The organism is Cochlodiniinecator piscidefendens (assembly GCF_011326755.1).
GTDB lineage: Bacteria > Pseudomonadota > Alphaproteobacteria > Rhodobacterales > Rhodobacteraceae > Cochlodiniinecator > Cochlodiniinecator piscidefendens.
In genome coordinates this window covers 17,749-42,537 of record NZ_JAAOIE010000013.1, presented here as the reverse complement: position 1 = coordinate 42,537, position 24,789 = coordinate 17,749, and the positions used below count along the sequence as shown (strand labels likewise).

24 protein-coding genes and 1 pseudogene are annotated in these 24,789 nt (G+C 49.8%); 15 read left to right on the top strand and 10 right to left on the bottom strand.

Features of this window, described 5'->3' with window-relative positions:
* Nucleotides 1-116: 116 nt before the first annotated feature.
* Nucleotides 117-1,415, top strand: a complete 1,299-nt coding sequence (gene hisD, locus G9C99_RS18040; RefSeq protein WP_166418939.1) for a histidinol dehydrogenase — start codon at nt 117-119, stop codon at nt 1,413-1,415.
* Nucleotides 1,416-1,491: 76 nt separating this feature from the next.
* The gene (locus G9C99_RS18035; protein WP_166418938.1) at nt 1,492-1,881 is read left to right on the top strand and encodes a RidA family protein; all 390 of its coding nucleotides are present in this window, start codon (nt 1,492-1,494) and stop codon (nt 1,879-1,881) included.
* On the opposite strand, the gene G9C99_RS18030 is transcribed toward G9C99_RS18035, so the two are convergent.
* Nucleotides 1,867-2,316, bottom strand: coding sequence for an Lrp/AsnC family transcriptional regulator (locus tag G9C99_RS18030; protein WP_166418937.1), 450 nt, complete (start codon nt 2,314-2,316; stop codon nt 1,867-1,869). The genes G9C99_RS18035 and G9C99_RS18030 overlap by 15 nt on opposite strands.
* Before the next feature lie 176 nt (nt 2,317-2,492).
* Here G9C99_RS18030 and G9C99_RS18025 point away from each other — a divergent pair, with 176 nt between their 5' ends.
* The 4 genes from G9C99_RS18025 (at nt 2,493) to ehuA (ending at nt 5,640) form a co-directional block, all read left to right on the top strand.
* A complete protein-coding gene (locus tag G9C99_RS18025) occupies nt 2,493-3,425 on the top strand; it encodes a transporter substrate-binding domain-containing protein (protein ID WP_231704137.1) in 933 nt (310 codons plus the stop codon).
* A 62-nt stretch (nt 3,426-3,487) separates the two neighbouring features.
* Entirely contained in the window at nt 3,488-4,153 is a 666-nt protein-coding gene (gene ehuC / locus G9C99_RS18020) for an ectoine/hydroxyectoine ABC transporter permease subunit EhuC (RefSeq protein WP_166418936.1), read from the top strand.
* 3 nt (nt 4,154-4,156) lie between these two features.
* Entirely contained in the window at nt 4,157-4,825 is a 669-nt protein-coding gene (gene ehuD / locus G9C99_RS18015; RefSeq protein WP_166418935.1) for an ectoine/hydroxyectoine ABC transporter permease subunit EhuD, read from the top strand.
* Complete coding sequence (gene ehuA / locus G9C99_RS18010; RefSeq protein WP_166418934.1) at nt 4,825-5,640, top strand: ectoine/hydroxyectoine ABC transporter ATP-binding protein EhuA; 816 nt, start codon at nt 4,825-4,827, stop codon at nt 5,638-5,640. Before ehuD ends, ehuA begins: the two co-directional genes overlap by 1 nt.
* Here ehuA and G9C99_RS18005 read toward each other — a convergent pair.
* Complete coding sequence (locus tag G9C99_RS18005; RefSeq protein WP_166418933.1) at nt 5,637-6,530, bottom strand: LysR family transcriptional regulator; 894 nt, start codon at nt 6,528-6,530, stop codon at nt 5,637-5,639. The genes ehuA and G9C99_RS18005 overlap by 4 nt on opposite strands.
* Nucleotides 6,531-6,641: 111 nt before the next feature.
* Here G9C99_RS18005 and G9C99_RS18000 point away from each other — a divergent pair, with 111 nt between their 5' ends.
* From G9C99_RS18000 to G9C99_RS17970, 7 genes are read left to right on the top strand one after another with little or no spacing between them, the layout of a single operon-like run.
* Nucleotides 6,642-7,787, top strand: a complete 1,146-nt coding sequence (locus G9C99_RS18000; protein ID WP_166418932.1) for a M24 family metallopeptidase — start codon at nt 6,642-6,644, stop codon at nt 7,785-7,787.
* Nucleotide 7,788: 1 nt separating this feature from the next.
* Nucleotides 7,789-8,583, top strand: coding sequence for a maleate cis-trans isomerase family protein (locus tag G9C99_RS17995; protein ID WP_166418931.1), 795 nt, complete (start codon nt 7,789-7,791; stop codon nt 8,581-8,583).
* Nucleotides 8,584-8,614: 31 nt separating this feature from the next.
* A complete protein-coding gene (locus G9C99_RS17990) occupies nt 8,615-9,886 on the top strand; it encodes a sarcosine oxidase subunit beta family protein (protein WP_166418930.1) in 1,272 nt (423 codons plus the stop codon).
* 11 nt (nt 9,887-9,897) lie between these two features.
* Nucleotides 9,898-10,182, top strand: a complete 285-nt coding sequence (locus G9C99_RS17985; RefSeq protein WP_166418929.1) for a sarcosine oxidase subunit delta — start codon at nt 9,898-9,900, stop codon at nt 10,180-10,182.
* Nucleotides 10,179-13,151, top strand: coding sequence for a sarcosine oxidase subunit alpha family protein (locus G9C99_RS17980; RefSeq protein ID WP_166418928.1), 2,973 nt, complete (start codon nt 10,179-10,181; stop codon nt 13,149-13,151). Before G9C99_RS17985 ends, G9C99_RS17980 begins: the two co-directional genes overlap by 4 nt.
* A complete protein-coding gene (locus tag G9C99_RS17975) occupies nt 13,144-13,734 on the top strand; it encodes a sarcosine oxidase subunit gamma (protein ID WP_166418927.1) in 591 nt (196 codons plus the stop codon). Before G9C99_RS17980 ends, G9C99_RS17975 begins: the two co-directional genes overlap by 8 nt.
* Nucleotides 13,735-13,759: 25 nt before the next feature.
* Nucleotides 13,760-14,917 (top strand): aromatic ring-hydroxylating oxygenase subunit alpha, encoded by a 1,158-nt coding sequence (locus G9C99_RS17970; protein WP_166418926.1) that lies wholly within the window; start codon nt 13,760-13,762, stop codon nt 14,915-14,917.
* Between the two features lie 61 nt (nt 14,918-14,978).
* Here G9C99_RS17970 and G9C99_RS17965 read toward each other — a convergent pair whose 3' ends face one another.
* From G9C99_RS17965 to G9C99_RS17950, 4 genes are all read right to left on the bottom strand, one after another.
* Nucleotides 14,979-16,148: a M24 family metallopeptidase gene (locus G9C99_RS17965; protein WP_166418925.1), complete on the bottom strand. Its 1,170-nt coding sequence runs from the start codon at nt 16,146-16,148 to the stop codon at nt 14,979-14,981.
* On the bottom strand, nt 16,138-17,331 hold the full coding sequence (locus G9C99_RS17960) for a diaminopropionate ammonia-lyase (protein ID WP_166418924.1): 1,194 nt from the start codon (nt 17,329-17,331) through the stop codon (nt 16,138-16,140). Before G9C99_RS17960 ends, G9C99_RS17965 begins: the two co-directional genes overlap by 11 nt.
* Nucleotides 17,328-18,479: an amidohydrolase gene (locus G9C99_RS17955; RefSeq protein ID WP_166418923.1), complete on the bottom strand. Its 1,152-nt coding sequence runs from the start codon at nt 18,477-18,479 to the stop codon at nt 17,328-17,330. Before G9C99_RS17955 ends, G9C99_RS17960 begins: the two co-directional genes overlap by 4 nt.
* A gap of 164 nt (nt 18,480-18,643) precedes the next feature.
* Entirely contained in the window at nt 18,644-19,384 is a 741-nt protein-coding gene (locus tag G9C99_RS17950; RefSeq protein WP_166418922.1) for a GntR family transcriptional regulator, read from the bottom strand.
* Nucleotides 19,385-19,600: 216 nt separating this feature from the next.
* On the opposite strand from G9C99_RS17950, the gene G9C99_RS17945 reads away from it, so the two are divergent.
* Nucleotides 19,601-20,281: a maleate cis-trans isomerase family protein gene (locus tag G9C99_RS17945; RefSeq protein WP_231704135.1), complete on the top strand. Its 681-nt coding sequence runs from the start codon at nt 19,601-19,603 to the stop codon at nt 20,279-20,281.
* A gap of 27 nt (nt 20,282-20,308) precedes the next feature.
* Complete coding sequence (locus tag G9C99_RS17940; protein ID WP_166418920.1) at nt 20,309-22,759, top strand: GcvT family protein; 2,451 nt, start codon at nt 20,309-20,311, stop codon at nt 22,757-22,759.
* An 86-nt stretch (nt 22,760-22,845) separates the two neighbouring features.
* Here G9C99_RS17940 and G9C99_RS17935 read toward each other — a convergent pair whose 3' ends face one another.
* The 4 genes and pseudogenes from G9C99_RS17935 to G9C99_RS18355 form a co-directional block, all read right to left on the bottom strand.
* Complete coding sequence (locus tag G9C99_RS17935; protein ID WP_231704134.1) at nt 22,846-23,067, bottom strand: RidA family protein; 222 nt, start codon at nt 23,065-23,067, stop codon at nt 22,846-22,848.
* Nucleotides 23,043-23,558 carry a beta/alpha barrel domain-containing protein gene (locus G9C99_RS18735; RefSeq protein ID WP_166418919.1) on the bottom strand — a complete coding sequence of 172 codons (516 nt, stop codon included), beginning with the start codon at nt 23,556-23,558 and terminating at the stop codon, nt 23,043-23,045. Before G9C99_RS18735 ends, G9C99_RS17935 begins: the two co-directional genes overlap by 25 nt.
* Nucleotides 23,559-23,646: 88 nt before the next feature.
* Nucleotides 23,647-24,380 (bottom strand): annotated as a pseudogene (locus G9C99_RS18730) (2-dehydro-3-deoxygalactonokinase).
* 40 nt (nt 24,381-24,420) lie between these two features.
* On the bottom strand, nt 24,421-24,726 hold the full coding sequence (locus G9C99_RS18355; protein WP_205859898.1) for a hypothetical protein: 306 nt from the start codon (nt 24,724-24,726) through the stop codon (nt 24,421-24,423).
* Nucleotides 24,727-24,789: the final 63 nt, after the last annotated feature.

The window sequence follows — 24,789 nt, the reverse complement described above, 5'->3', positions numbered from 1 at the left end:
GTACAGCAACATCGGAACAACCGCGCAAATCCTAAGCATGGGCGCACATAAAAATTGCACTGTCGTAAACCAAACAAACTACGACCCAAATATGACATATCCGAGGAACTAAACGCATGATTACTTATCTCAAAAAATCTGATGCGCGACCTCCGGCCGAAACCGCTAACGTCCGCGACACAGTGGCAATCATGCTCGCAAATATTGAACGCGGTGGTGAAGATGCGGCGCGTGATTACGCGGCAAAACTCGACCGGTGGGATGGCGCGATTGTTGTTACTGATGCAGATCGCGCAAAGGCAATCGCTTCGGTCCCTCAAGCGCTAAAAGCAGATATACAATTTGCCCATAACAACATTCGTCGGTTTGCCGAGGCGCAAAAAGCAACCATGGGCGAATGTGAAGTCGAACTGACGCCTGGACATTTTGCAGGGCAAAAACAGATCCCGGTTTCCGCGGCTGGATGTTATGTGCCCGGCGGGCGTTATAGCCATATCGCGAGCGCATTGATGACGATCACAACTGCGAAAGTTGCGGGTGTGCAGCATATTACAGCGGTTTCACCACCACGCCCAGGCGAGGGAATTCCAGCAGCGATTGTCTATGCGATGGATCTTTGCGGTGCCGATACAATTCTCAACTTAGGTGGGGTTCAGGGTGTCGCAGCCATGGCAAATGGTTTGTTTGGAACGCCCAAAGCAGATATTTTGGTTGGCCCGGGCAATAGTTATGTGGCTGAAGCCAAAAGAATGCTGTTCGGTGAAGTGGGGATTGATATGTTTGCGGGCCCAACGGACTCGTTAGTGATAGCCGATGACACCGCAGATCCGGAATTGGTTGCTTGGGATCTCGTTGGTCAGGCAGAGCATGGACCAGATAGCCCCGTATGGCTAATCGCGACGTCACGACCCTTGGCTGAAACCGTGATGGCGCGCGCGCCGCAGTTGATCGAAACACTGCCTGAACCCAATGCCGCAGCTGCACGCGTATCTTGGGCTGAGCGCGCAGAGGTCATTCTGTGCGACACGCGTGAAGAAATGGCGACGGTTTCTGACGAATATGCGCCTGAACATCTTCATGTTCAGGCTGCTGACCTTGAGTGGTGGTTGGGTCGGCTTAGTGCTTATGGCTCGCTTTTTCTGGGCGAAGAAACAACAGTTCCTTTCGGGGATAAAGCGTCTGGCCCAAACCATGTTCTGCCTACCTCAGCTGCTGCGCGGTACACGGGCGGACTTTCGGTTCATAAATTCACAAAAACGGTCACTTGGCAGAGATGCGATCAAAATGCCTCAAAGGCATTAGCGATCGCAACCGCACGGATCAGTCGTTTGGAAGGAATGGAAGGGCACGCGCGTTCAGCCGATATTCGTCTTGAGAAATTTTTCCCAAACGAAGAATTCGACGTGAGACCCTAGTAAACAGGAATACTCATACCAATCGAAATGAGTTACCTTTGTCTCATGACTTTTTAATCATGAGGCGGAGGTAACTTTGATTACAAACTCATTCGGTATTGAACGCATTATTGCGCCCACTAATGGGCGCAGCCTCGCATCTGTCTATGCCGGGCTTGTTTATGCTGTTGCATATGATCCGATGGCAGCGGATGGGATAAAGGCGCAAACATATAACGCCTTGGCTTTCTTAGACCAACGGCTTTCAGAACTAGGCAGTGAAAAGTCTGCTCTGCTACAAGTGACGATCTATTTGGACGATATGTCACTGAAAACCGAGATGGATGAGGTTTGGTGCGAATGGATTGGACCAAAAGAGAACTGGCCTCAAAGGGCCTGTGTGGGTGTTGATCTTGGGGATGAGGGTAAGACCCTTATCGAAATCGTTGTCACAGCGATTAAGTTGGGCCCATCAGAGGACGTCTAGCGATACTTTTACTGGATCCATTACCACTGAAGACGTGAAACGGCTGACGTTTGATTCATCAAAGAAATACATTTGAGTAAACTCTTCGTATTCTTTGATACCGCTGGTCACGACAATCAGAATGAAATCTGCTTCACCCGTTGCATAATAACATTGCTGAACTGCGGGTGCATTGCGCATGGATTGCTTGAATGCATCTAAATGCATGCGGCTTTCGCGTTCTAACACGACCTCGACAATCACGATCATTTCGCGGCCGAGCTTTGATGGGGAAAGAACGGCTATTTCATTTTCGATCACACCTGTTTCGCGCAGGCGCTTTACTCTTTTTTGGACAGCAGGAGAGGAAAGGCCAACCTGTGCGCTCATCGCATCGGCTGTCATCCGGGCGTTTTTTTGTAGTAGTTTTAGTATTTCAAGGTCTTTGTCATCCATGATCCGATTAAAATCAAATCCCAGCGGCAGAGCAACTATATTTGTTGAATAATCGAAAATTTTGACGAAAACGCTCTTATCTTTTCTATAGGCTTTCAATTCAACTCAGCGGGAAACTTGGCCTCTTTATCGAGAAACCAAGTGACATAGGCCAACCACTGCAAGGAGGGCAGTGATTGATCTACTTCGAACCGCCCGTGGGGTCACAGCTATGTGCGGGTGTTCCGCGCGACAATGTTACTATCGGCATGGAGGAGATTATGCCTATGAAACTGACCAAAACAATTGCTGCAGCCAGCTTTGTACTCGCGTCAAGCGCCATATCAGCTGTTGCTGGTCCGCTTATGGATCGTATCGAAGCAGGCGAACCAATTCGCATCGGTTTTTCGAATATCCCTATTTGGGGTTTCCCTGATGAAGACGGCAACGCCAAAGGCTTTGTGAACGAAATTGCGCTCGGTATTCTGGCTGAAATGGGTTACGATGACGTTGAAACCACAGTAACCGAATGGGGCGGTCTGATCCCCGGTCTTAAAGCAAACCGTTACGACCTGATCACTGGTGGTTTGTACATCTTGAACAGCCGTTGTGAGAATATCGCATTCTCCGAGCCGATCGGTTCTATGGGCGATGCATTTTTGGTTCCTGCAGGCAACCCAAGAAACATCAACAACTACGCTGACGTTCTTGCGCAAGACGACTCTGTTTTAGTCATGTATTCCGGCGCTAACACTGTAGAAGCATCCCGCAGAGAAGGCCTGGAAGACGGTCAAATGATGCAGGTTCCTGGACCAACAGAAACGATGGCTGCGATGCGTGCAGGCCGTGGCGATGCGGCTGCTTTGACATATTTTGAAGCTGTTTATCTGGCCGAAGAATCTGATGGTGCATTCGAAGTTACAGATCCAGCGGCGCTTCCTGAATGGACTAAAAACTGGGTGGGCATCGGCTTTCGCGACGAAGATGCAGACTTTATGGCTGAGTTTAACGCAGCACTGGCAAATTACGTTGGTACTGAAGCGATGCTAGAGTCCGTTGCTGAGTATGGCTACACGGCGTCTCACCTCCCTGGTGACAGAACCGCCGAATGGGTTTGCGGTAACCGTTAAGCATATGACGTGGCGGGTCCATTGGGCCCGCCAATTCCTCTCATTCTACTGACAGATGGGCCATGGATATCTTTGAATTTCTTGTACAATATTGGCCGCGCATACTCTCAGGTGTAGGCGTGACCGTTGCTCAATTTGTGCTCGCTGCAATTCTTGGAATTGCAGTTGCATTGACAATGGGGTTACTAAAACTTTCGACCAACAAAGTCTTAAAAGGCTTTGCTGTGACTTATATTGAGATCTTCCGCGGGACATCTCTTTTGGTACAGCTTTATTGGATTTTCTTTGTTTTACCATTGTTTGGCTTTTCCATCGATAAATTTACTGCGGGCTATGTTGCCGTGGGAATGAACATCGGAGCATATGGTGCTGAATTGGTGCGCGGTGGAATTCTGTCTGTGCCAAAAGGCCAATGGGAAGCCGCCCTCGCAATCAATATGAGCCCGGCCAAACGGATGTGGCGCATAATCTTGCCTCAGGCTCTGATTAATATGTTGCCGCCGTGGGGAAATCTCATGATCGAACTGCTCAAAGGTACGGCATTGATTTCATTGATCTCTGTTGCAGACCTGATGTTTGTCACGAAGCAAATCAATGCTTCTACTTTTCTCTCTGCGCAAGCCTTTGGAATCGCATTGATCATTTACTACATCTTAGCCCGCTTTTTGGTGACGCCGTTTATGCGCTGGCTTGAACGCTTTATGGCCCGCAAAATGGGGAGAGCATAAGTTATGTTTGACTGGAATTGGGAATTTGCGTGGGAAATTCTTCCGCGCTTGATCGTCGCCACAGGCAACACACTTATTGCGGCTGGTGCTGGATATGCAATTGCTTTGGTATTGGGGCTCGTCCTTGCCATCGCGCAGCGTACTCCTTACCGCGGCCTAACGTTTGTTGTGCGTGAATTTGTTGAATTTATCCGCTCAACGCCTTTGTTGTTGCAAATCTTTTTTGTCTTTTACGTTGGGCCGCAATTTGGCTTACGTCTAAGCCCTTGGGCCTCAGGTATGATTGCCATTGGCCTGCATTACTCGTGCTATCTGTCCGAAGTATATCGCGGCGGATTGGACAGTGTTCCACGCGGGCAATGGGAAGCGGCAACGGCTCTGAACATGACCATCGCCCAAAAATACCGTCGGATTATCATCCCTCAGGCAATTGTGCCTGCCCTTGCTGGGATGGGGAATTATCTCGTGGGTATTTTCAAAGATACGCCAATGCTATCGGTCATTGGAGTTGCAGAACTCATCCACACCGCCAATGCGATTGGGTCAGAACACTATCGCTTTCTTGAGCCGTTCACTTTGGTTGGTCTCATCTTTTTGGCAATTTCGTTGCCAGCCGCGGGCCTCATAAGGGGCTTTGAAAACTTCATCCGTCGTAAATTGGGATTGCAATAATGGAAGACATGTCCGGTTACCCGCACGAACTAACGGGTGAAAACACCCCAATGGTGAGTTTCAAAAACGTACGGAAATCCTACGGTTCATTGGTCGTTCTCGATGATCTTGACCTTGACGTTACCACTGGGGAAATGGTGTCTATTATCGGTCCATCTGGATCCGGTAAAACCACTGTTCTGCGTATGTTGATGACGCTCGAAAAAATCAATGGCGGATGCATATACGTCGACGGAAAACCATTGACACATATGCCGAAAAACGGCGGTTTGGTCCCGGCGAATGAACGTCACTTGCGCGAACGTCGTGCCGATATTGGTATGTGTTTCCAGCACTTCAACCTGTTTCCTCATATGACAGCGCTTGAAAATTGCATGGAAGGCCCAGTTCACGTCCTCGGAATTTCTAAGGCTGAAGCGCGCGATCGTTCCGAAGAATTGTTGGAGCTCGTGGGCATGATCAACAAAAAGGATGAACATCCTTCTCGTCTTTCAGGTGGTCAACAACAGCGTGTCGCAATCGCGCGTGCTTTGGCAATGCGTCCAAAGGTTATGCTATTCGACGAAGTTACGTCTGCGCTCGATCCTGAAGTCATCGGCGAAGTTACGAACGTTATTCGTGGTTTGGTGGATGAACACAATTTGACGATGTTAATGGTTACGCACCAAATGGGTTTTGCGCGTGACATTTCGGATCGAGTTTGTTTCTTCTACGGCGGAAAGATTGAGGAACAAGGTTCACCTGCTGAACTCTTTGGAAATCCACAGCGTGAACGTACTCAGCAATTTCTCAGCGCAGTGAGAGAAGCAGTTTAACGACTCCAATCGTGAAAATTTGTTATCCCAACGTCTTTGAGTAAATCTCTGGTGCGTTGGGATAGCGTACCACTTTTCCAAATAACATAATAGCTTCGGCCCGTTGGCAACATGTATCCTTCTAACGCCACAAGGCGCTCTGCTTCGATTTCATAGCTCAAGACGTCAGCACTTCCGAGCGCGATACCTTTCCCACGGATCGCTGCATCCAAAGAACTGCCATATGATCCTAAATTGACACGCGCAGTCTCTGAAAATTCTGGGTAACCTGTCAGCATCGAAAAATCTGACCAGTTGATCCATCTCAGTGCAAGTTTATCAAAATCAAGTAGCTTAAGACTTTCGATTGGGCGGCCTTGCGCAAGCAAACTTGGGGCCAAAAGAGGTTGCCATGTTTCTTCAAATAGCTCAACGCCATCCCAACCCACAGGAATAGTATCGCCGTAATACACGACGACGTCATTCTCTGCATTTAGAATGTCAGATTCCTTGTCAGAGGCTGTAACCGTGATAGGAACTGCGTCGGTGCTCAGTAAATATTCATTGATACGCGGTGTTAGCCAAAACTGAGAAATCGCAACATTCGATGCAAGCGACAGTTTTTCCCGTGTTTGATGACGCAATTGCGACATACTCAAACTCAAATAATCAAGGGCTTCGGATGTGTTTGAAGCTAACTTTCGGCCATTAGTCGATAGTTCAATCGCCCGCCCATTTCTATGGATAAGCGGTATATTCAACCACTCTTCCAATACCTTGATCCGCTTACTCACTGCGGCTTGGCTCACGTTTAATTCCTGTGCCGCCTTGGTGAAATTTTGATGGCGTGCGACGGCTTCAAAAAACAGAAGATAATCTAGAGGGGGTAGGGCGCTTCGATAATTTTTCATAACATGAAGTTATCACAAACTCATATGAGATGTCATTTTGAAAACATATATTCCGTCGATAAGCTGAAAAAAATCTTTGCCGAACCCGGCCACGTTATAGGGGAATGCCTGATGTTCACTGATAGAATGAAACGCTTACAGGCGAAAATGGATGCTGCGGGTATAGATGTTGCGTTGATCACTGATGACGACAACGTCTATTACCTAACCGGGTACTATGATTATCTGCATATGGAATTCGGCCGCCCCACGATTTTAGTCGTGTCCAGCGCTGGAAATAGCTTATTAATCACACCCACCATTGACCTGACCAAAGCCGAAGCCGAAGCGCGCGTTGATCGCATTGCGGCGTGGAACGATGGGGCAGGGAATGAGTGGCGCGAAGAATTGCCGGGGGCGATTAAATCTGCTTCAAAAATAGCAATTGAACCCGACCACATGCCGCCAATGGTGCGTAATTACGTCAATGGGATCGTAGAAACAGACAAACTGGGCAATGTTACGCCTTTGCTTGCTGAAATGCGCATGATCAAATCAGGCGAAGAGTTGCAGCTTGCGCGGCACGCAGGGCAGGTCGCAGATGCAATGATGGCTGCCGGGCGTTTGGCAATAGGAGATGGGGTTCCAGAATATGAAGTGGCGATTGCCACCTCGCAAGCCGGAACACGCAAAGCAGCGGAACTTTTGGATGCTCATTACAAAGATGCATCCATGTCCCCCAACACCCATTTCCTGCAGATTATGGCGTCTGGTGAAACTATTACTAAAACCCACCACCGCGCCAGCACCCGGATCATGAAAACTGGTGAACCTGTCTTTCTATGTTTCTGCGGCATGACCAATTTTCACCGCTTTAAACTAGGTTTTGATCGCACATTTTGGATAGGCGAACCCGCTGATCCAACGGAAAAAGATGTTTACGAAGTCGCCGTTGCTAGTCAAAAAGCGGCACTCGATGTTCTGCGCCCCGGCGTTACAGCTGAAAGCGTACACGCAGCCTATGCCGAAGTGATACAGGGCGCAGGCTATGAATACCCATTCCGTTGTGGCCGTGCGACTGGCTTTAGTTTTCTGGAAACACCACAGTTGGTAACCGGGGATACGACAATCATTCAACCTGGTATGGTATTGGCGGTGGATGGTTCAGTCACCGTAGACACCTTCCGGGCCCAAGTCGGCGATAGTTTCATTATCACAGACGACGGTTGGGAACCCGTCACGACATCCCCAAAATCGCTAGAAGAGGTGATCTTGTAAAATGTTTAAATCCGGCGACACAATTTCATCAAAACCTCGGACGCCAGAAATGGACAAGGGCCGTCACCATCGGGCCAAGCTCGGGTTTATTCTGATGTCCACTGACCCCTCTGCTGAAAGTGATTTCAAAGATATGGCCCCTGAAGGGGTGGCTGTTTATGTCACGCGTCTAAAAACAGATGATCATACAACAAATGAAACGTTGTCCCGCCATATCGAACATATGGCAGACGCGGCCTCGCGCATTCAGCCCGAAGCGGAGCCAGATGTGGTAAGCTACAGCTGTACCAGCGGATCTATTGTGATCGGCGAAGAACGCGTGATGTCAGAGATAAAAAAAGGGGCCCCTTGGGCACGCCCAATGTGTCTGGTCCAGGGAGTTCTTGATGCTCTAAACGAATTGGGCGCGAAAAAGCTCGTTGTGGGTACGCCTTATCTCGATGAAATTAATACAGCCGAAGCGGAGTTTCTGATCGAACGCGGTTTTGAGGTATTGGATATTCAAGGCTTAAACATTGCCAGTGGTTGGGACATGGGGCTTGTGACACCAGAGTATTGGAAAAAATTTGCGGTTGAAATTGATCAACCAGACGCAGATGTCATTTTCTTAAGTTGCGGCGGCATTCGCGCGCTGGAAGCCGCAGAAGAGATCGAAAAGGCTACCGGAAAACCCGTGATTACCAGTAACCAGGCCCAAATGTGGAGCTGCTTGCGGCGCGCTGGAATTACGGATCAGCTAGAGGGCTTTGGCCAAATTTTCTCGCACCCTGGCACCTCCTTGCTTCCGTCGGAATAAACCAAGTCCGACCCTCATAGATTGAAAAACCATGACTAGATTTTCCGCTTGGAATGTCTTCTGGAACGGTGTGACCGGCCAGAAGGGCTGGTCGCGTCAATGGCGTGACCCCGAACCAAAATCCCACTACGACGTGGTGCTGATCGGCGGTGGCCTGCATGGTCTCGCCACCGCGTATTATTTAGCTAAAAACCACAACATAAAGAATATTGCAGTGGTCGAAAAAGGTTGGATCGGTGGCGGGAATGCTGGACGCAATACTACCATTGTGCGTTCAAACTATGCACAACCGGGAAATCGTGAATTCTACGAAGACTCTCTGAAGCTTTGGGAGAACTTAAGTCACGAGTTGAACTACAACGTCATGTTCAGCCAAAGGTCTCATATTTCGCTTTTGCATAGTCCGGGCGCAATTGATGGCGCTGCGCGCAACTATAACGTTATGCGTCAAACGGGTACACCAGATGTTGAAATTTGGGGACTGGATCAACTTAAAACAGCAGTGCCCCATTTAAACTATGGTCCCAATGCTCGGTTTCCGATTATGGGCGCAGCAGTTCAACAGCGTGCGGGTACTGCCCGCCACGATGCTGTTGTTTGGGGGTATGCAAGGGCCGCAGATGCACTTGGCGTTGATATCATTCAGAATTGCGAAGTTACCGGAATAACGCGTAACACGAACCGAATAACCGCAATCGAAACATCCCGCGGTACGATTAAGACTCATAAAGTCGGCTTGGCAGTTGCTGGGAACACATCGCGGCTTTGGTCGATGGCTGGCATGGGTCAGCTCCCCATTGAATCCCACAAACTGCAGGCCTTTGTATCTGAACCACTTAAACCCCTACTTGATCAGGTTGTCGTTTTTGGCATGGGCGGCGCACACTTCTATATTTCACAATCGGACAAAGGTGGAATGGTCTTTGGCGGCGATCTAGATTGGTATAAATCCTATGCTCAAAAAGGCAATCTACCCATTGTCCAAGACGTCGCCGAAGCGGCAATGGCCGTTCTACCGTGTTTGGGCCGTGTTCGGCTGTTGCGCCATTGGTCGGGCGTCGTCGACATGTCGATGGATGGATCCCATTTCATCTGCAAAACGCCCGTTGATAACCTCTACCTGAATGCTGGCTGGAACTATGGGGGCTTCAAAGCAACCCCAGCTGCAGGAACCTATTTTGCAGATCTCATTGCAAATGACCGCCCCCATAAGGTGATCGCAAATCATGATCTAAAGCGGTTTGAACGCGGCCTTCAGATTGATGAACGCGGCGCCGGCGCTGATCCGAAACTTCACGGTTAAAGAGGTACACAATGATCAGAATTCCTTGCCCATTTTGTGGCGTCAGAGACCACAGCGAATTTAGTTATGGCGGTGATGGATCGGTGCAGTATCCGGCGTTAGAGGCATCCAGCCAAGATTGGCACGATGCTGTTTTTCAGCGTGACAATATTTGCGGAATGCAAACTGAAACATGGCAACATGTCAACGGATGCAGAATGTGGTTGTTGGTAGAACGCGATACGATGACGCATGAAATTCGATCCGTACGGCCTGCCCAAACTGGCTTAACCACAGCATTGGAAGCGATAAAATGACCGCTACTCGTTTGAACACAGGCGGGCGAATTGATCGATCTCGCAGAGTTACGTTTTCTTGGGATGGGAAAACAATTGAGGGTTTCGAGGGAGACACGCTTGCCTCTGCTTTGATGGCCAGCGGTCAACAGATTTTGGGGCGTAGCTTTAAATACCATCGCCCGCGTGGGGTCATGTCAGCGGGGGTCGAGGAATCTGGTGCAATTGTTACCCTAGGTGAGGGCGCATATTTAGATCCAAACGTTAAAGCAACGACTCAAGAAGTGTTTTCAGGCTTATCAGCAAAAGGTCAAAACGCTTGGCCCAACGTGCGTTGTGATGCTGGGGCAGTACTGGGTTTGTTTGGACGGTTCTTTTCTGCTGGGTTCTATTACAAGACATTTATGGGTCTGCCGCCCTTTGAATGGGGACGTGGCACCGGTATTTGGATGCAATACGAAAAGTTAATCCGCAAAGCGGCGGGCATGGGCGAAGCATCACGCGCTGCAGATCCTGACCACTACGATCATAGCCATGCTTATTGCGATGTGCTGGTGGTTGGATCTGGACCAGCCGGGTTGTCTGCGGCGCTGGCTGCGGCCAAGAAGGGCAAAGATGTCATTCTGATCGAACAGGACTTCGAACTCGGCGGAGACTATCTAAATCAATCTGACCCTGTTGTTGAGTTAAAGCGCGCGACATTAGTAGACGCGTTAAAGGCCGCAGGCGTTCGGATCATGACACGCACCACTGCATTTGGCCTGTATGACTTTGGCACAGCAGGGCTGTTGGAACGTGTCACCGACCACCTTTCGGTAAAACCATTGCACCAGCCTCGGCAACGGTTCTGGACCGTACGCGCAGAGTCGACCATTCTGGCAACCGGGGCGTTAGAGCGTTTGGTCGCCTTCACGAACAATGACCGCCCCGGTGTTATGACCGCCAATGCTGCGCGCAGTTATTTAAACCGGTTTGGCGTTCTACCCGGCCAAGACATCGTCATCACCACAAACAACGATTCCGTTTATCGGACAGCCGTTGATCTGGTAAAGGCCGGTGCGAAAGTTACCGTTGTAGATTTGCGGACAGAGTTATCCAATACGCTCCTGAACAAGATGTCGCAGGTTGGCGTTGTTGTTAAAACTGGACTGGCCCCATTAAAAGCACTTGGACGCAAGATTGTTTCTGGCGTTCAATTGGCCCGACCTAATGGCACCCAATGGATCGCTGATGACGTTCTATCCTGCGATTTGTTACTCGTGTCGGGCGGATGGTCCCCGGTTGTGAATCTCCAATCACATCGTGGGTCAAAACCAATTTGGAACGCTAAAGACGCCTGCTTTCTACCCGGTAAATGCAATGACAATGTCACCATGGCGGGATCGGCCGCCGGGTACTGGCAAAACGACGATTGCGAAGCCTCCGGCCTTGCGGCCGCCTCATTGGCTATGGGCGAAGATGTAAAACCACCTTCGGCTGTCGGATGGGAGCGTCCGCTAAAACCCCTTTATGAGGTGCGGATTGCGGGTCAAAAAACCAAAAGTTTTGTTGACCCGCAACACGATGTTACCGCCAGCGATGTACGATTGGCACATCAAGAAGGCTTTGTTTCAGTCGAACATCTCAAGCGTTACACAACATTAGGAATGGCCACAGACCAAGGCAAAATGGGCAATATCATCGGGCTCGCTTTAATGGCAGACGCTTTAGGTAAAGAAATTCCTGATGTCGGGACGACGCGATTTCGCCCACCATACACTCCAATTGCGATCGGCGCACTCGCGGGGCGAAACACAGGGGAGCACTTTAAACCCCTGCGCCGTACACCTATGCACGACTGGAACCTTAAGCATGGCGCGACCATGACTGAAGCAGGGCTATGGCATCGACCATGGTATTTTGCGAGGCCCGGTGAAACACTCAACGAGGCCTACATTCGCGAAGCCACCACAGTTCGCGAGACCTTAGGAATTTGTGATGTAAGTTCCTTAGGAAAGATTGCGGTGCAAGGCCCTGACGCATCGGAGTTTTTGAATCGCATCTACACAAATGCATTTGCTAAACTTCCCGTAGGCAAGGCCCGCTATGGGATCATGTTACGTGACGACGGAATGGTCATGGATGACGGCACCACTTGGCGCCTATCCGAAAACAGCTTCCTAATGACGACCACAACAACCAATGCTGGCAAAGTAATGGTATGGTTAGAGGAATTATTACAGCTGCGATGGCCAGAACTTCGGGTACATGTCAGCTCTGTTTCCGACCAATGGGGAGGGGTATCAATCGCCGGGCCCAAAGCCCGTACCGCAATTGCCAGTTGTTTAGAAGATGCAGGTGTGATCGCCGCTGAAAATTTACCATTTATGGGCGTCCGAAAGACCACCTTGAAAGGTGGGATAGATTGCCTCATCGCCCGGATCAGTTTCTCTGGTGAATTGGCCTATGAAATATATGTTTCCGCTGACCACGGCGAAGCGATGATGGATCTATTGTGGGATGCGGCCAAACCGATGGGTGGTTGCCTTTATGGACTAGAGGCACTTGGCACGTTGCGTATCGAAAAGGGCCATGTCACCGGTGCAGAGCTGGACGGCAGAGTAACCATTGACGACGCGGGTCTGGGGCAAATGGCATCAACCAAAAAGGCCTTTATCGGTAGTGCCCTACGCCAAAGACCTGAATTGACGAGATCGGATCGCGCGCAGCTGGTGGGGATATTTCCTAAGAACCGCAATCAAACATTTAACGGCGGTGCGCTGCTATGTGAAAAAGAAAACGTAAAAGGATTTGGCGAAGGTTGGGTCACCGCCGTAACCCATTCACCTGCATTGGGCCACTGGATTGGGCTCGGTTATGTGACGGGCGGACACGCGGCTTGGCAGAATCAGACCCTCATCGCGTCCGATCCAACACGAGCTGGCGAAATCGAAGTTGAAATCGTTTCACCCCACATGTTTGATCCAAAAGGGGAACGGATGCATGGTTAACACAGTGACATCTTTACAAAGCACTTTGACCTTAGGACGCCACGGTGATCAGGGTATCAGCAATGTCGTTCTGCAAGAAATCAAAGATTTCGACTTGTTCCAGTTTGCAGCTTGGGAAAACACCGTCGAAACAGTCGCCAATCATGCCGCACAATTGATCGGCAGCCAAACTGCAATAAATCCCAGAGCGGTTCAATCAAGTGGGGCAGGTGTCGTTTTTCGCGTTGAACCACTTAAATGGTGGCTCATTACGCCAACAGGTAAACTGCCCCTGGAGCCAACACTGGAAGTTGATCAGGGTGTCGCTTTGAACCTTCTTCATTCAAGATCGTGGATACAGGTTTCAGGTGAAAAATCTGCAACTCTCTTGAACCAGTTCCTACCAATCGATTTGCGCTTATCTGCATTTCCTGTCGGTACCGCTGCGACCACGGCGTTTCACCACGTGGGCGTAACGCTTTGGCGCGGAGCAGACGGGTTCAACTTACTTATACCGCGCAGTTTTGCTGCGTCTTTGTGCGAACTTCTATTTGAAAGCGCTCAACAATATGGACTCTCCGTTCAACAGCCAAAGAGTTTGTGAACCAATCTTTTAGCAAGGATAAATCATGAAACCACATATGCCCTTAGACGAACTGCTGGATGCTCTGCAACGCAATGCCGAACTCCCCGATGAATTGGCTGAGGCAACGCCCCCACAGGTATATACATCGCCAGAGTTCTTAGAACTCGAGCTAGACCAAATATTCAACCACGAATGGTTTTGTGTTGGCCGGATTGATGAATTCAGCAACCCGGGTGATTACCGCACTACAAAAATTGGTCGCGACCCAGTGATCGTTTTACGAGATCGCGACGGCGTTCTGCGGGCGATGTCGAATGTTTGCCGTCATCGTATGGCAACATTGGTAGAAGGCTCTGGAAACCTCAAAGGCCGTATTTCTTGCCCTTACCATGCATGGACTTATAACTTGGATGGTCAGCTCATTGGTGCGGCCCACATGCGCGATAACTTCGATAAGAAAGAAGTATGTCTCCCACAGTTTCAGGTCGAGGTTTGGGAAGGTTGGGTTTACGTATCACTTGACCCAGAAGCAAAGCCGTTAGCACCAAGGCTGCAACCTATTAGCGATGCTTACGCCAACTATCGGATGTCGGAATACACCACCCTGTTTCGTGCAGAAGAAATCTGGGACACCAACTGGAAAATTCTCGTTCAGAACTTTGTCGAAGGTTATCACCTCTTTGTAGCGCACGCCAAAACCATCGAGCCTGCAATGCCAACCAAATTGGCTAACGCGCTGCATGGTGGTGATGCCTATAGCCTGTATGAACAGGGTCGTGTACCGGGCAAAAGCTATGAACGCAGTTCTGATCTTCCGATGGCCAACACGCAATTGACGGAAGAGGAAAAGACAAAGGCGGTGCTTTTCGCAATTTTTCCTTGCCACGTGGTTTCTATTGTTGGAGAGCGTACATTCTGGCTTTCATTGCAGCCCTACGGAGTTGATAAGGTGAAAGTCTTCTGGGGATCTGATATTTTTCCCGGCACTCTTCCTGAAGGAAAAGAAGAACGCGATGCTTACGCGGCGGAACTGAAAGCAGGCTTTGACGCAATAAACGAAGAAGATAAGCCTATTATCGGTTCTATCGCTGAAAACGCTGGGGCCTTGGCCGCCGAACCTGGTCGGCTTTCGCCAAAAGAACGCACGGTTTGGTATTTTCAACAATACCTTGCGCGTCAATTACGCGATCATGACAAATAGAAAATGGCCTGTTCGTTTGTGCGAACAGGCCATTTTTCACGTTTTACAAAAGATGGATTGGTTAAATGATCGGCATCTCAGGTGCAGCGCGTGTGCTTAGCAGTTCTGCGCCATCAGCACGGATCACGATATTTTCTTCATGTACCATGATACGTTTCTCTCCGTAGCCAAGCGATGGTTCCAGTGTCAGCACCATGTTTTCCTGAAGTACAGTATTATCAAACGCTGCATGCGAAGGTTGCTCGGTCAATTGCATTCCTAGCCCGTGCCCCAAACGCCCAATATCACCGCCCTGATCATCCATTTCAGCGATAACAGACTGCATCGCTTGGAACAGTCCACGGCAAGTTTGCCCCGGTTTAGCTGCGGCAAGACCTGCTTCTGTCGCGCGAAACAATACATCATAAGCACGACGCGATTCATCGTCAGGCGTGCCAATTGCATAGTTACGATCGAAGTCACAAAAATACCCATCCCACGTGGCACCTGTGTCGAGCATCAGGATATCACCTTTTTGCAGCGGACGGCGTGATGGCGGAGCGATAACATCTTCATATCCTCCTAATCCTGCAGAACCCACAAGATAAGGAACATCATCGGCACCGTTTAACAATGCTTCGCGTCGGAATCCTCGGAAGACTTCTTCCAATGGCATCCCTTCGCTGATGATCTCAGGAATACGCGCAAAGGTGGACGAACCAATTGCACAGATATGTGCAAGCTTTTCAATCTCCGCCGGAGACTTCACCATACGCAAGCCTTGCACCAGCGCGGTCGCATCTGGCATTTCCAAACCCGGCAAGTTCGCGACAAGGCGCTCCCAATCTCCTAGCGGCATACGCAAAAGCGTTTCGTGACCCTTCATCACACCAAGACGGGCACCCTTAGCCGCCAATGGCGCTAAGAGGTCGGTCAATAAGCTGATGCCATCATCCTCTGGGGCAGGGGCGCTCCAAGTGCGAATATCCTCGAGCCATGATTGACGCATAAGTGCCGCGCCAATTTCCGGGATGATCGCAATTGGCTTTCCTGAAGCTGGCACGAACAGAAACCAAGGCCGTGTTGGGCTTTGCCAGAACAAAGTTTGAAAGCCGCTAAAATAACGCACTTCAGGTTCTGACAATAAAAGCAAACCATCTAGGTTTTGCTCTGCCATTCTTTTTTGCGCATTCAGAGTCCGAGTTTCAAATTCGCTTTGATCAAAACCGCGAACAGGAGCATTAAGCGGCATGTGCGCCCTCCATGATTTCAGCAAAGATTGCAGGATCAGTGACACCTTCGGAACCGATCAAAAGAACACGGGATGCACTATTCAGGCCAAGCTTGACCGATAGATCATCGTCCATTTGCACCGCGATCAACGCCGCTAGACCAGCAATTGCGCTTTCACCAGCTTCGATCACGGGATCACCATCCAACGGACGCGCCAACAGGCGAACAGTAGGCGCAACGATAGCTTCTGGAATGGTCAAGAAGTCAGACGCTTCTTCGGCCAATATCTCCCAGGCCATGCCAGATGGCTCGCCGCACGAAAGGCCTGCCATCAGAGTTTCCTCGGCAATTGCAAAATTTGTGGCTTTGCCATTGCGACCACTTTCAAACAAACACGCTGCGAGTTCAGGTTCAACAATCACAACACGCGGACCAGCAGCACCCCAATGTTGGCGCAAACCCGCGACAACCCCAGCAGCAAGACCGCCAACGCCGCCTTGCAAAAAGACATGGGTTGGTGCCTGATCCACGGCATCACAAATTTCTTGGGTCATTACGCCGTAGCCTGACATCACGTCGCGCGGCGGTTCAGAATAGCCCGGCCATGAAGTGTCCGAAACCACAAACCAATCGTTTGCTTCGGCTTCTTGTTTACACAGAATAACGGACTCGTCGTAGTCACCAGTGATCCGAACGACATCCGCCCCAAACTCACGCATTGCTTGGGCGCGGCCTTCGCTCACTTCAGCGTGAATATAGATACGGCACGGTGCCCCAAAGCGTTCACATCCCCACGCAAGCGAACGCCCGTGGTTGCCGTCTGTCGCAGATACCAGCGTGATCGACGCGCATTCCTCTTTGTAGCGACCTATGCGGATGTCTTCCAACGACACGTCTTTACCAATCTTTTTTGATACTTCGCGTTGCAACACACGTTGAGCGGCGTAGGATCCACCCAAAGCTTTAAAGCTACCCAGACCAAAACGCGGCCCTTCGTCTTTATAGAGAATTTCACCAACGCCAATTTTTGCGGACAATGCAGGCAGAGACACAAGAGGTGTCTCAGCATAACCTTCCCATTGCATGATTTCGGCACGTGAGGTTGCAAAATTTTGTTCGGATAGAACGCGTTGGGCCGCATCGCCCTGGCGCATTTGGGCTGCGATATGGCCAACTTTGGCTTCGGGAAGGAGATGTGTCATTCGGTTTCCTGTCGAGTTGGAAGACGATCGCGAACAAGTTCGGCCCAGAAATCTGATCCGATTGGCAGAAGGTCATCATTAAAATCATAATCAGCGGCATGCAGTGGCTGGCCATTTGGCCCCTGTTCCCCATTGCCAAGCAAAAGAAAACACCCGGATACTGCAGCGCTGAAATGTGCAAAATCCTCAGAAAAGCTCATGGGCGGACGGTCTGCTATGGTTTCCAACCCTTGGGCGCGTGCCACTCTTGCGACGGCATCCGTCGGCTCAGCGGCATTGATTGTTTCGATAAACTGCGTATCAAAGGTCATTTCAGCTGAAATGCCGTGCGCTGCTGCAATCCCATTTGTAATCTGACGCATGAAACGTTCCAACGCTTCGCGGTCCTCTGGAAGGCGTGCGCGCACGTCGCCTTTTAACGTGGCATTGCCCGGCAACACATTGCGCTGACCGTCGGTTAAAAATTCGGTGATCGAAACCACAGCGCCAGCACCCGGCGCAAGCTTTCGTGACACAATGGTCTGAAGCGCCAGCACCATTTCAGAACCAACTGTAATTGCATCCACACCGACCTGCGGCATCGAAGCATGCCCGCCTTGGCCTTTGATGGTGATCTCAAACAGGCTTTCGCTAGAACAAATCTGACCGGGGCGGGTGGAGATCTGTCCGACAGGTGCACCCGGTAAATTGTGAATGGCGTAGACTTCTTCGATTGGGAACTGCTCTAGCATTCCTTCTTCGATCATCGCTAATGAACCGAGGCCATGCTCTTCGTTCGGCTGGAAAATAAACACCACGGTGCCGTCAAAATCTCGGGTTTTTGACAATTTTTCAGCAGCGCCAAGCAACATGGTCGTATGACCGTCATGCCCACAGGCGTGCATCACACCCGGGTTATTTGAAACATAGTCATGTGCGCTTTGTTCATGAATTGGCAAAGCATCCATATCTGCGCGAATACCAATAGCGCGATTACCGGTGCCGGATTTCAAAACCCCAACCACGCCAACACCTTCATGCACCTCTATTCCAAGGTTTCGCAGCCGCTCTGCTACCTTGGCTTTGGTGCGTACTTCTTGAAACCCCAGTTCAGGATCGCGATGAAAATCATGGCGTATGGAGATCAGTTTCTTATGAATTTCGTCCATTTTTCGTCCTTTAGACCATTACAAAACATTACGACCATTGATCGAATAAAGGCGTCAAATATTGCCCCATCTGAGAGAAAATAAATCTTATCTACCTCAATCGGTGACTGATTTCAGAAAATGGACGAAATGATACGAAACTGCCGGTTTAAAACCCAAAATTTTCAACGCCCCTTACCGGGGTTTACGATCGCCTGTGCCGAAAACTCAGCCAGTTCCCCCCGCCAAATCTGACGGCCAAAGCAAAACGCCCGGCCAGCCGCATCAGAGATCACCTGTTCCAGCTCAATGCCCGCATTATAAGGAGCTGTCCCCAACTTTTCAGACTCTGGAAGAGTGAGTGCGCGCATCCGTATAAGGATATTTCCGGTATGAGCAGACGTATTGTATTTTTGCTCAAGCAGTTTGGTCGACGATTGCCTCAGATCGTTATCCAATAAATCAGGGAAATCGGTGGCAACGACATATTCGGTTTCGATAAATGTCGGATGCCCACCTATTCGAAACAACCGAGTATATTCCCAAAGTTCGGTCCCAACTGGAACAGATAGTACATTACCCAAATGTGAATCCGCTTTGGCAGCCCCTTTTGACAAAAGGTCAATTTCCAAATCCGCGTCGCTTGCCTGAAGGTCAGATGCAAAACTAACCATATTGCTGATATTATATCGCAATCGCTGTGGTGAAACAAATCGCCCTTTACGGCCTTCACTATATGCCAAGCCTTCGCTTTCAAGCGCTTCCAAGGCTCTCCGAGCGGTCATTCGACTGACGGAATACTCTTCTGCAACAATACGTTCCGATGGCAACGCGGCGTGTTTTTTTATAGAACCCTCTTCGATTTTTTGTCTCAGCTGATCAACGATTTGCCTAAATCGCGGCGGAGTGCCTGATGCAGGGGCCATTTTTATGCTCCAAAAATTTCTTTGTGTTGCAGCTTTCTTGGTATATACCAACTAAAAGCTTGCAAAGACAACTCAAGCTAATCCTTGTGGCGCAAAAGGTGAAACATGAAAGACTCGAACCAACCAAAAATTGTCAAACGTTTGGATTTTACTACGGATTCTGGCGTCGGTCATCGCGCCCGCATCGGATTATTAGTGCTCGAATCGGACCAGACAATGGAAACGGAATTTCGACAGTTAACCGATCTACCTGGTGTTGCTGTCTACCATGCCCGACTGGCCAATGATGTAACGGTGACCCCGGAAACATTAGCTAAGATGGAAAATGAGATCCCCATCGCTGCCAGTAAATTACCCGACTATATGGGGCTGAAATCCATCGGATATGGATGCACTTCTGCTTCCACAATTATTGGCGAAGACCGCGTTTCAGATATCATCGGCGAACATCACCCCGGCATCCCCGCGACCAATCCATTAACAGCAGCAAAGGCAGCCCTGCGTGCAATGGGTGTAAAACGCTTAGGTCTTTTGACCCCTTATTCCCCAGAAGTCACCGATGCGATGCAGCGAAAATTTGCAGACGCCGGCATTGAGATCGCTATTGTTGGCTCCTTCTACGAAGAAAGCGATCTGGTGGTAGGTAAAATCGACCCAGAGTCAATTCTGTCCGCCGCTATTTCAATCGGTAAATCATCGGATTGTGACGGTGTCTTTATCTCATGCACCAGCCTACGTGCAGCAGGCATCATCGACCAAGCGGAACGTAAGCTAGGCAAACCCGTCACCGCCAGCAATCACGCACTCGCATGGCATTTGCTGCGCTTGGCAGGCATCGACGATCATCTTGAAAACGCCGGGCAGCTTTTCAAATGCCCACTGCCTTACAGCAGCTAACTCGACATTTCTAACAGGACTACGACTATGCAAAAACAGCTTCCTTCCCACGCGCAGGTTGTCATCATTGGTGGCGGTATTCATGGATGTTCCGTTGCCTATCACTTGGCCAAAGAAGGTTGGACAGATGTTGTTCTATTAGAACGCAAGCAGCTGACCAGCGGTACCACTTGGCATGCCGCAGGGCTGGTGGGCCAATTGCAAGGCAGTCACGCCACGACCGCATTTGCCAAATATGGTATTGAATTACTTGAGGATATCGAAGCAGAAACAGGCCAAAACCCTGGGTATCGGCGTTCTGGTTCTATCTCAATTGCTGTCAATGATGAACGCATGGCCGAACTTAAACGCAAAGCTGATTTCGCGTCATTGTTTGATATCGAAGCGCATTACCTCAACACGGATGAGATCAAAGAGCGCTGGCCATTGATGAACCCAGATGGCGTTTTGGGCGGTATCTATATGCCAAGCGATGGTTCGGCCAACCCAATTGACCTCACCACTGCATTGGCCAAAGGTGCACGCCAACGCGGCGCGAAAATCATCGAACACATAAAAGTTGAGGAAGTACTGGTCAGCGACGGAAAAGCTAGCGGCGTTCGTACAGACCAAGGAACTATCACAGCGGACTTCGTGGTTAATTGCGCGGGTATGTGGGCACGAAGCCTTGGTCAGCAAAACAACGTTGGCGTACCGCTGCACGCGTGCGAACATTATTACCTCGTCACCGAAGCCATCAAAGATTTACCAAGCGATTTACCCGTTCTTCGGTCTTATTGCGATGGAACCTACTTCAAAGAAGATGCAGGAAAGCTTCTGTTTGGCTTTGCCCACAACTATGCAAAGCCATGGGGCATGAAAGGTATTTCAGAAGACTTCTGCTTTGACTCGCTCCCATTTGTCGAAGACGACGTAATGGATGTGCTGGAACTGGCCATGAACCGCGTTCCGCTTTTGCAGGAAACTGGTATCCGGACATTCTTCAATGGCCCAGAAAGCTATTCTTACGACGGGCGGTTTACTTTGGGCGAAGCACCGGATGTTAAAGGGTACTTTGTCCTGGCAGGTGTAAATTCGACGGGTATTCAATCCGGCTCTGGTGCGGGACGGGCTTTGGCCCAGTGGATCATGAAAGGCCATCCGCCGATGGACCTGAGCGAAATGGACCCAAGCCGTTGCGAAGAGTTCCAAGCACGCGACCCCTATTTGCAGGAGCGTTGTCCAGAAACTTTGGTTTTAACCTATGCAATGCATTGGCCAAACCGCCAACGTGAAACCGCACGCCATTTGCGAAAATCCCCATTCTATCATCCGATGAAAGCCAAGGGCGCGTTCTTTACAGAAACCCAAGGCTGGGAACGCCCCGGCTGGTTTGGGCCAGAGGGCACGACGCCAGAACTCGAATACAGTTTTGGGCGCCAAAACTGGTTTGACTACGCCCAAGCAGAACAAAAAGCAGCACGCGAAGATGTCGCGATGATCGACTACACCATGCTGGGCAAGCTGATGGTCGAAGGGCCTGATGCCGAAAGCTTCCTACAACGCATTTGCACCAACAACATGGCTATGCCTGTGGGGCGGGTTGCCTATACCCTAATGCTAAATGAAAGGGGCGGTATTGAAAGCGATGTAACGGTTGCCCGCCACGCCTCAGAGTCATTTATGGTGATGAGCTCAATTTCGCATACTCGGCGTGATTTCCTACATCTGCGGGATCATTTACAGCCAGATGAAGATGTACAACTACGCGATGCAACATCCTCCTTCGGTGTTTTGGGGATCATGGGACCGAAAAGCCGTGACCTTCTTGCAGCGGTCAGCGACATTGATGTGTCTCACGACGCGTTTCCATTCAACAGCTGGCAAGAATTTTACATTGGGCACGCACAAGTGAAGGCGCAAAGACTGTCTTATTCTGGAGAACTTGGTTGGGAAATCTTTGTCACGCCTGATTTCGCAGAACATGTCTTTGATATGTTGCACGAAGCCGGTCAAGAATTTGGTTTAAAGCTGATAGGCGGCGAAGCTTTAAACGCGCTTAGGATCGAAAAGGGATTTGTTCACTGGGGACACGATATGGCCTACACAGAAGCGCCACATCAAATGGGACTAGAGTTCGCATGTAAACCAAAAAAAGAAATCCCGTTTATCGGTCGCGATGCCTATGTTAGCCGCAAAGCAGAAGGAAAAGGCCCCTATCTGTGCGCTCTAAGATTACATGATAGCGCGCCACTGCTGCATCACAACGAACCAGTTCTACGAGATGGCAAAGTCGCAGGGTACGTCACCGCCGGGGCTTATGGTTATACAATCGGAAGCGCGGTTGGGCTTTGTCTTGTCTCTTTGCCCGATGGGTCCACCAGTAAAACCGATATTGAAACCGGCACCTACTCGGTTATGGTTGAAGGGCAAGAAATAGGCGCTGATGTCAGCCTGACCCCGTTTTACGATCCGAAAAGCACAAAAATGCTAAGCTAACCAGCAACAATGTGAACCGGTCCCACGATCGGTTCACATCTCTCGTTACTGTCATGCCATTCGCAAACCCACCGTAAATTTGGCTTTTACTTAAGTGGTTTGTATGCAGTCACGTCAATTTCAATTTTGGCATCAACCATTAATTGCGATCGCACAGTAGAACGCGCAGGGGCACCATCGGGAAAATAGCTGGCATAGACCTTGTTGAAGGTCCAAAAATCACGAGGATCGCCCAGCCATACATTTACTTTCGCAACGTCGTTCAATGTGCATTCGGCTTTTGCTAAAACTGCGATGACATTTTCCATCGTGCGTTTGGTCTGACCTTATCGAGGTCATCCTTAGGTTTGAAAAGAGCACTACCAACCCCAATTATATCAACTCCAACAGAAAGCCACGAAGACAAAGTTTCGGCATTGGTCCCACCTGTTGCAGCGATCTGCGCTGTCGTAGGTAAAAAAGCGCGCCACACAGAAATGGCAGCGGGGTCGTGTAAATCAGCAGGAAAATGCTTTAGAATATCCGCACCAGCATTGAGCGCCCCAAATGCTTGGGAAGGGGTAAACACCCCCGGACAGGACGGCATTCCAGCTGATTTTGTCGTAGAAACAACCGCGGGATCAAAGTTAGGTGATATAACAATCCGACCGCCAATTTCATGAAGCCGAAGAACATCAGCTGGTGCAAGAACCGTTCCAGCACCAATAAGCGCATCGGCATCAAATGCCCGATGGACATAAATGCATCTGGCGAATTGAGAGGGACTTCGATACGTCTGATGCTCGCTGAAATCAGGCACTCAGCGATGGGCAGAACTTCAGCAACACGAACACCTCTTAAGATGGCCAAAATAGGGATGCCGTGCAGGGTGTTTATATCAATTTCCATCAGTGCCTCATTTGTATAGGTCGCAACGCGCCAAACAAAGCATGCGTTGTGCATGTCGTTGCAGAAAGCTGAACCATTTCGATATTGAATTTAGAAAATGCCCTCGAATACAACTCTGCAAGCATTCCATCAGCGATTAATTTAACAGCATCACCCTTTGGGTTTGCCCTAACGATTTCACTGCCAATCAAACACCCCGACAAAAACCAAGTGCTTTGATGCGGGGTCAATGTTTCGGATAAAACGCGGCTACGTGTCTGAAACAATGCGTTTAACAGTAGCGTTTCTGGAGCCGTCTTAAGCCCAAGCTCAAATGCGTTCCGGGTAAACACATCAACCCAGAGTGCCCTAATGCAATCGCGCCACAAATTTGCGTTTCTTCACCACGCATAACATCTGGCACACCATCAGATGTGGATAACCCCGGCAAAACCCAAAGATCATTCTTTTTTGCGTCAATTGCTGATGCCTGAACAACTGGCGCTGCCGCAGGACACGTAATGTAGGGGAGGTGTACCCAACCATATATCGCACCATTCATACCGCAAGCTACGAACATTGTTTGCGGAGGAAGCTGCATCTGAGATTTCAACTGCTCAAATACGCCGTCAAACCCTTGCGAACGCGCGTCAGCCAGACCCAACTCTAGGTGAGACTTAGCAGCAATTTCTCCGTTAGGTTTAAACGCCCAAGCGCGAATATTGCTCGATCCCCAATCAACGCCAACACCCATAATTTCCGTCACCAAACCTGCCCCCGTGCAGCAACCTGTGTTAGGCCAACCGAAGCGTCAACTCGAACCAGTTCGACGTGATCAAGCATATTGGCAACAACGCACGCATGGTTTGGAACAATCCGTATGGCGCCACCACAATCGCTATTACAAAAAGCAACAGCCGACTGGCAGAGATCGCACGTTGCGCCGTCGCCTTAGATTTACCCGAAGACCCAGATGTCCATAAGCCTACCGCATCGCGATATGCATATCTTGTGATAATAGACGCTATTGCGATGGCTGTCGCCCAAACCAAATCTGAACAAACGACAGAAAATTTGCGCAGAATACGTGCGTCACTCACTGCGTATCATGGAAGAATGGGGCCTCAGCCACTCGGGGACTAATCTTTCTGATGACCATTGAC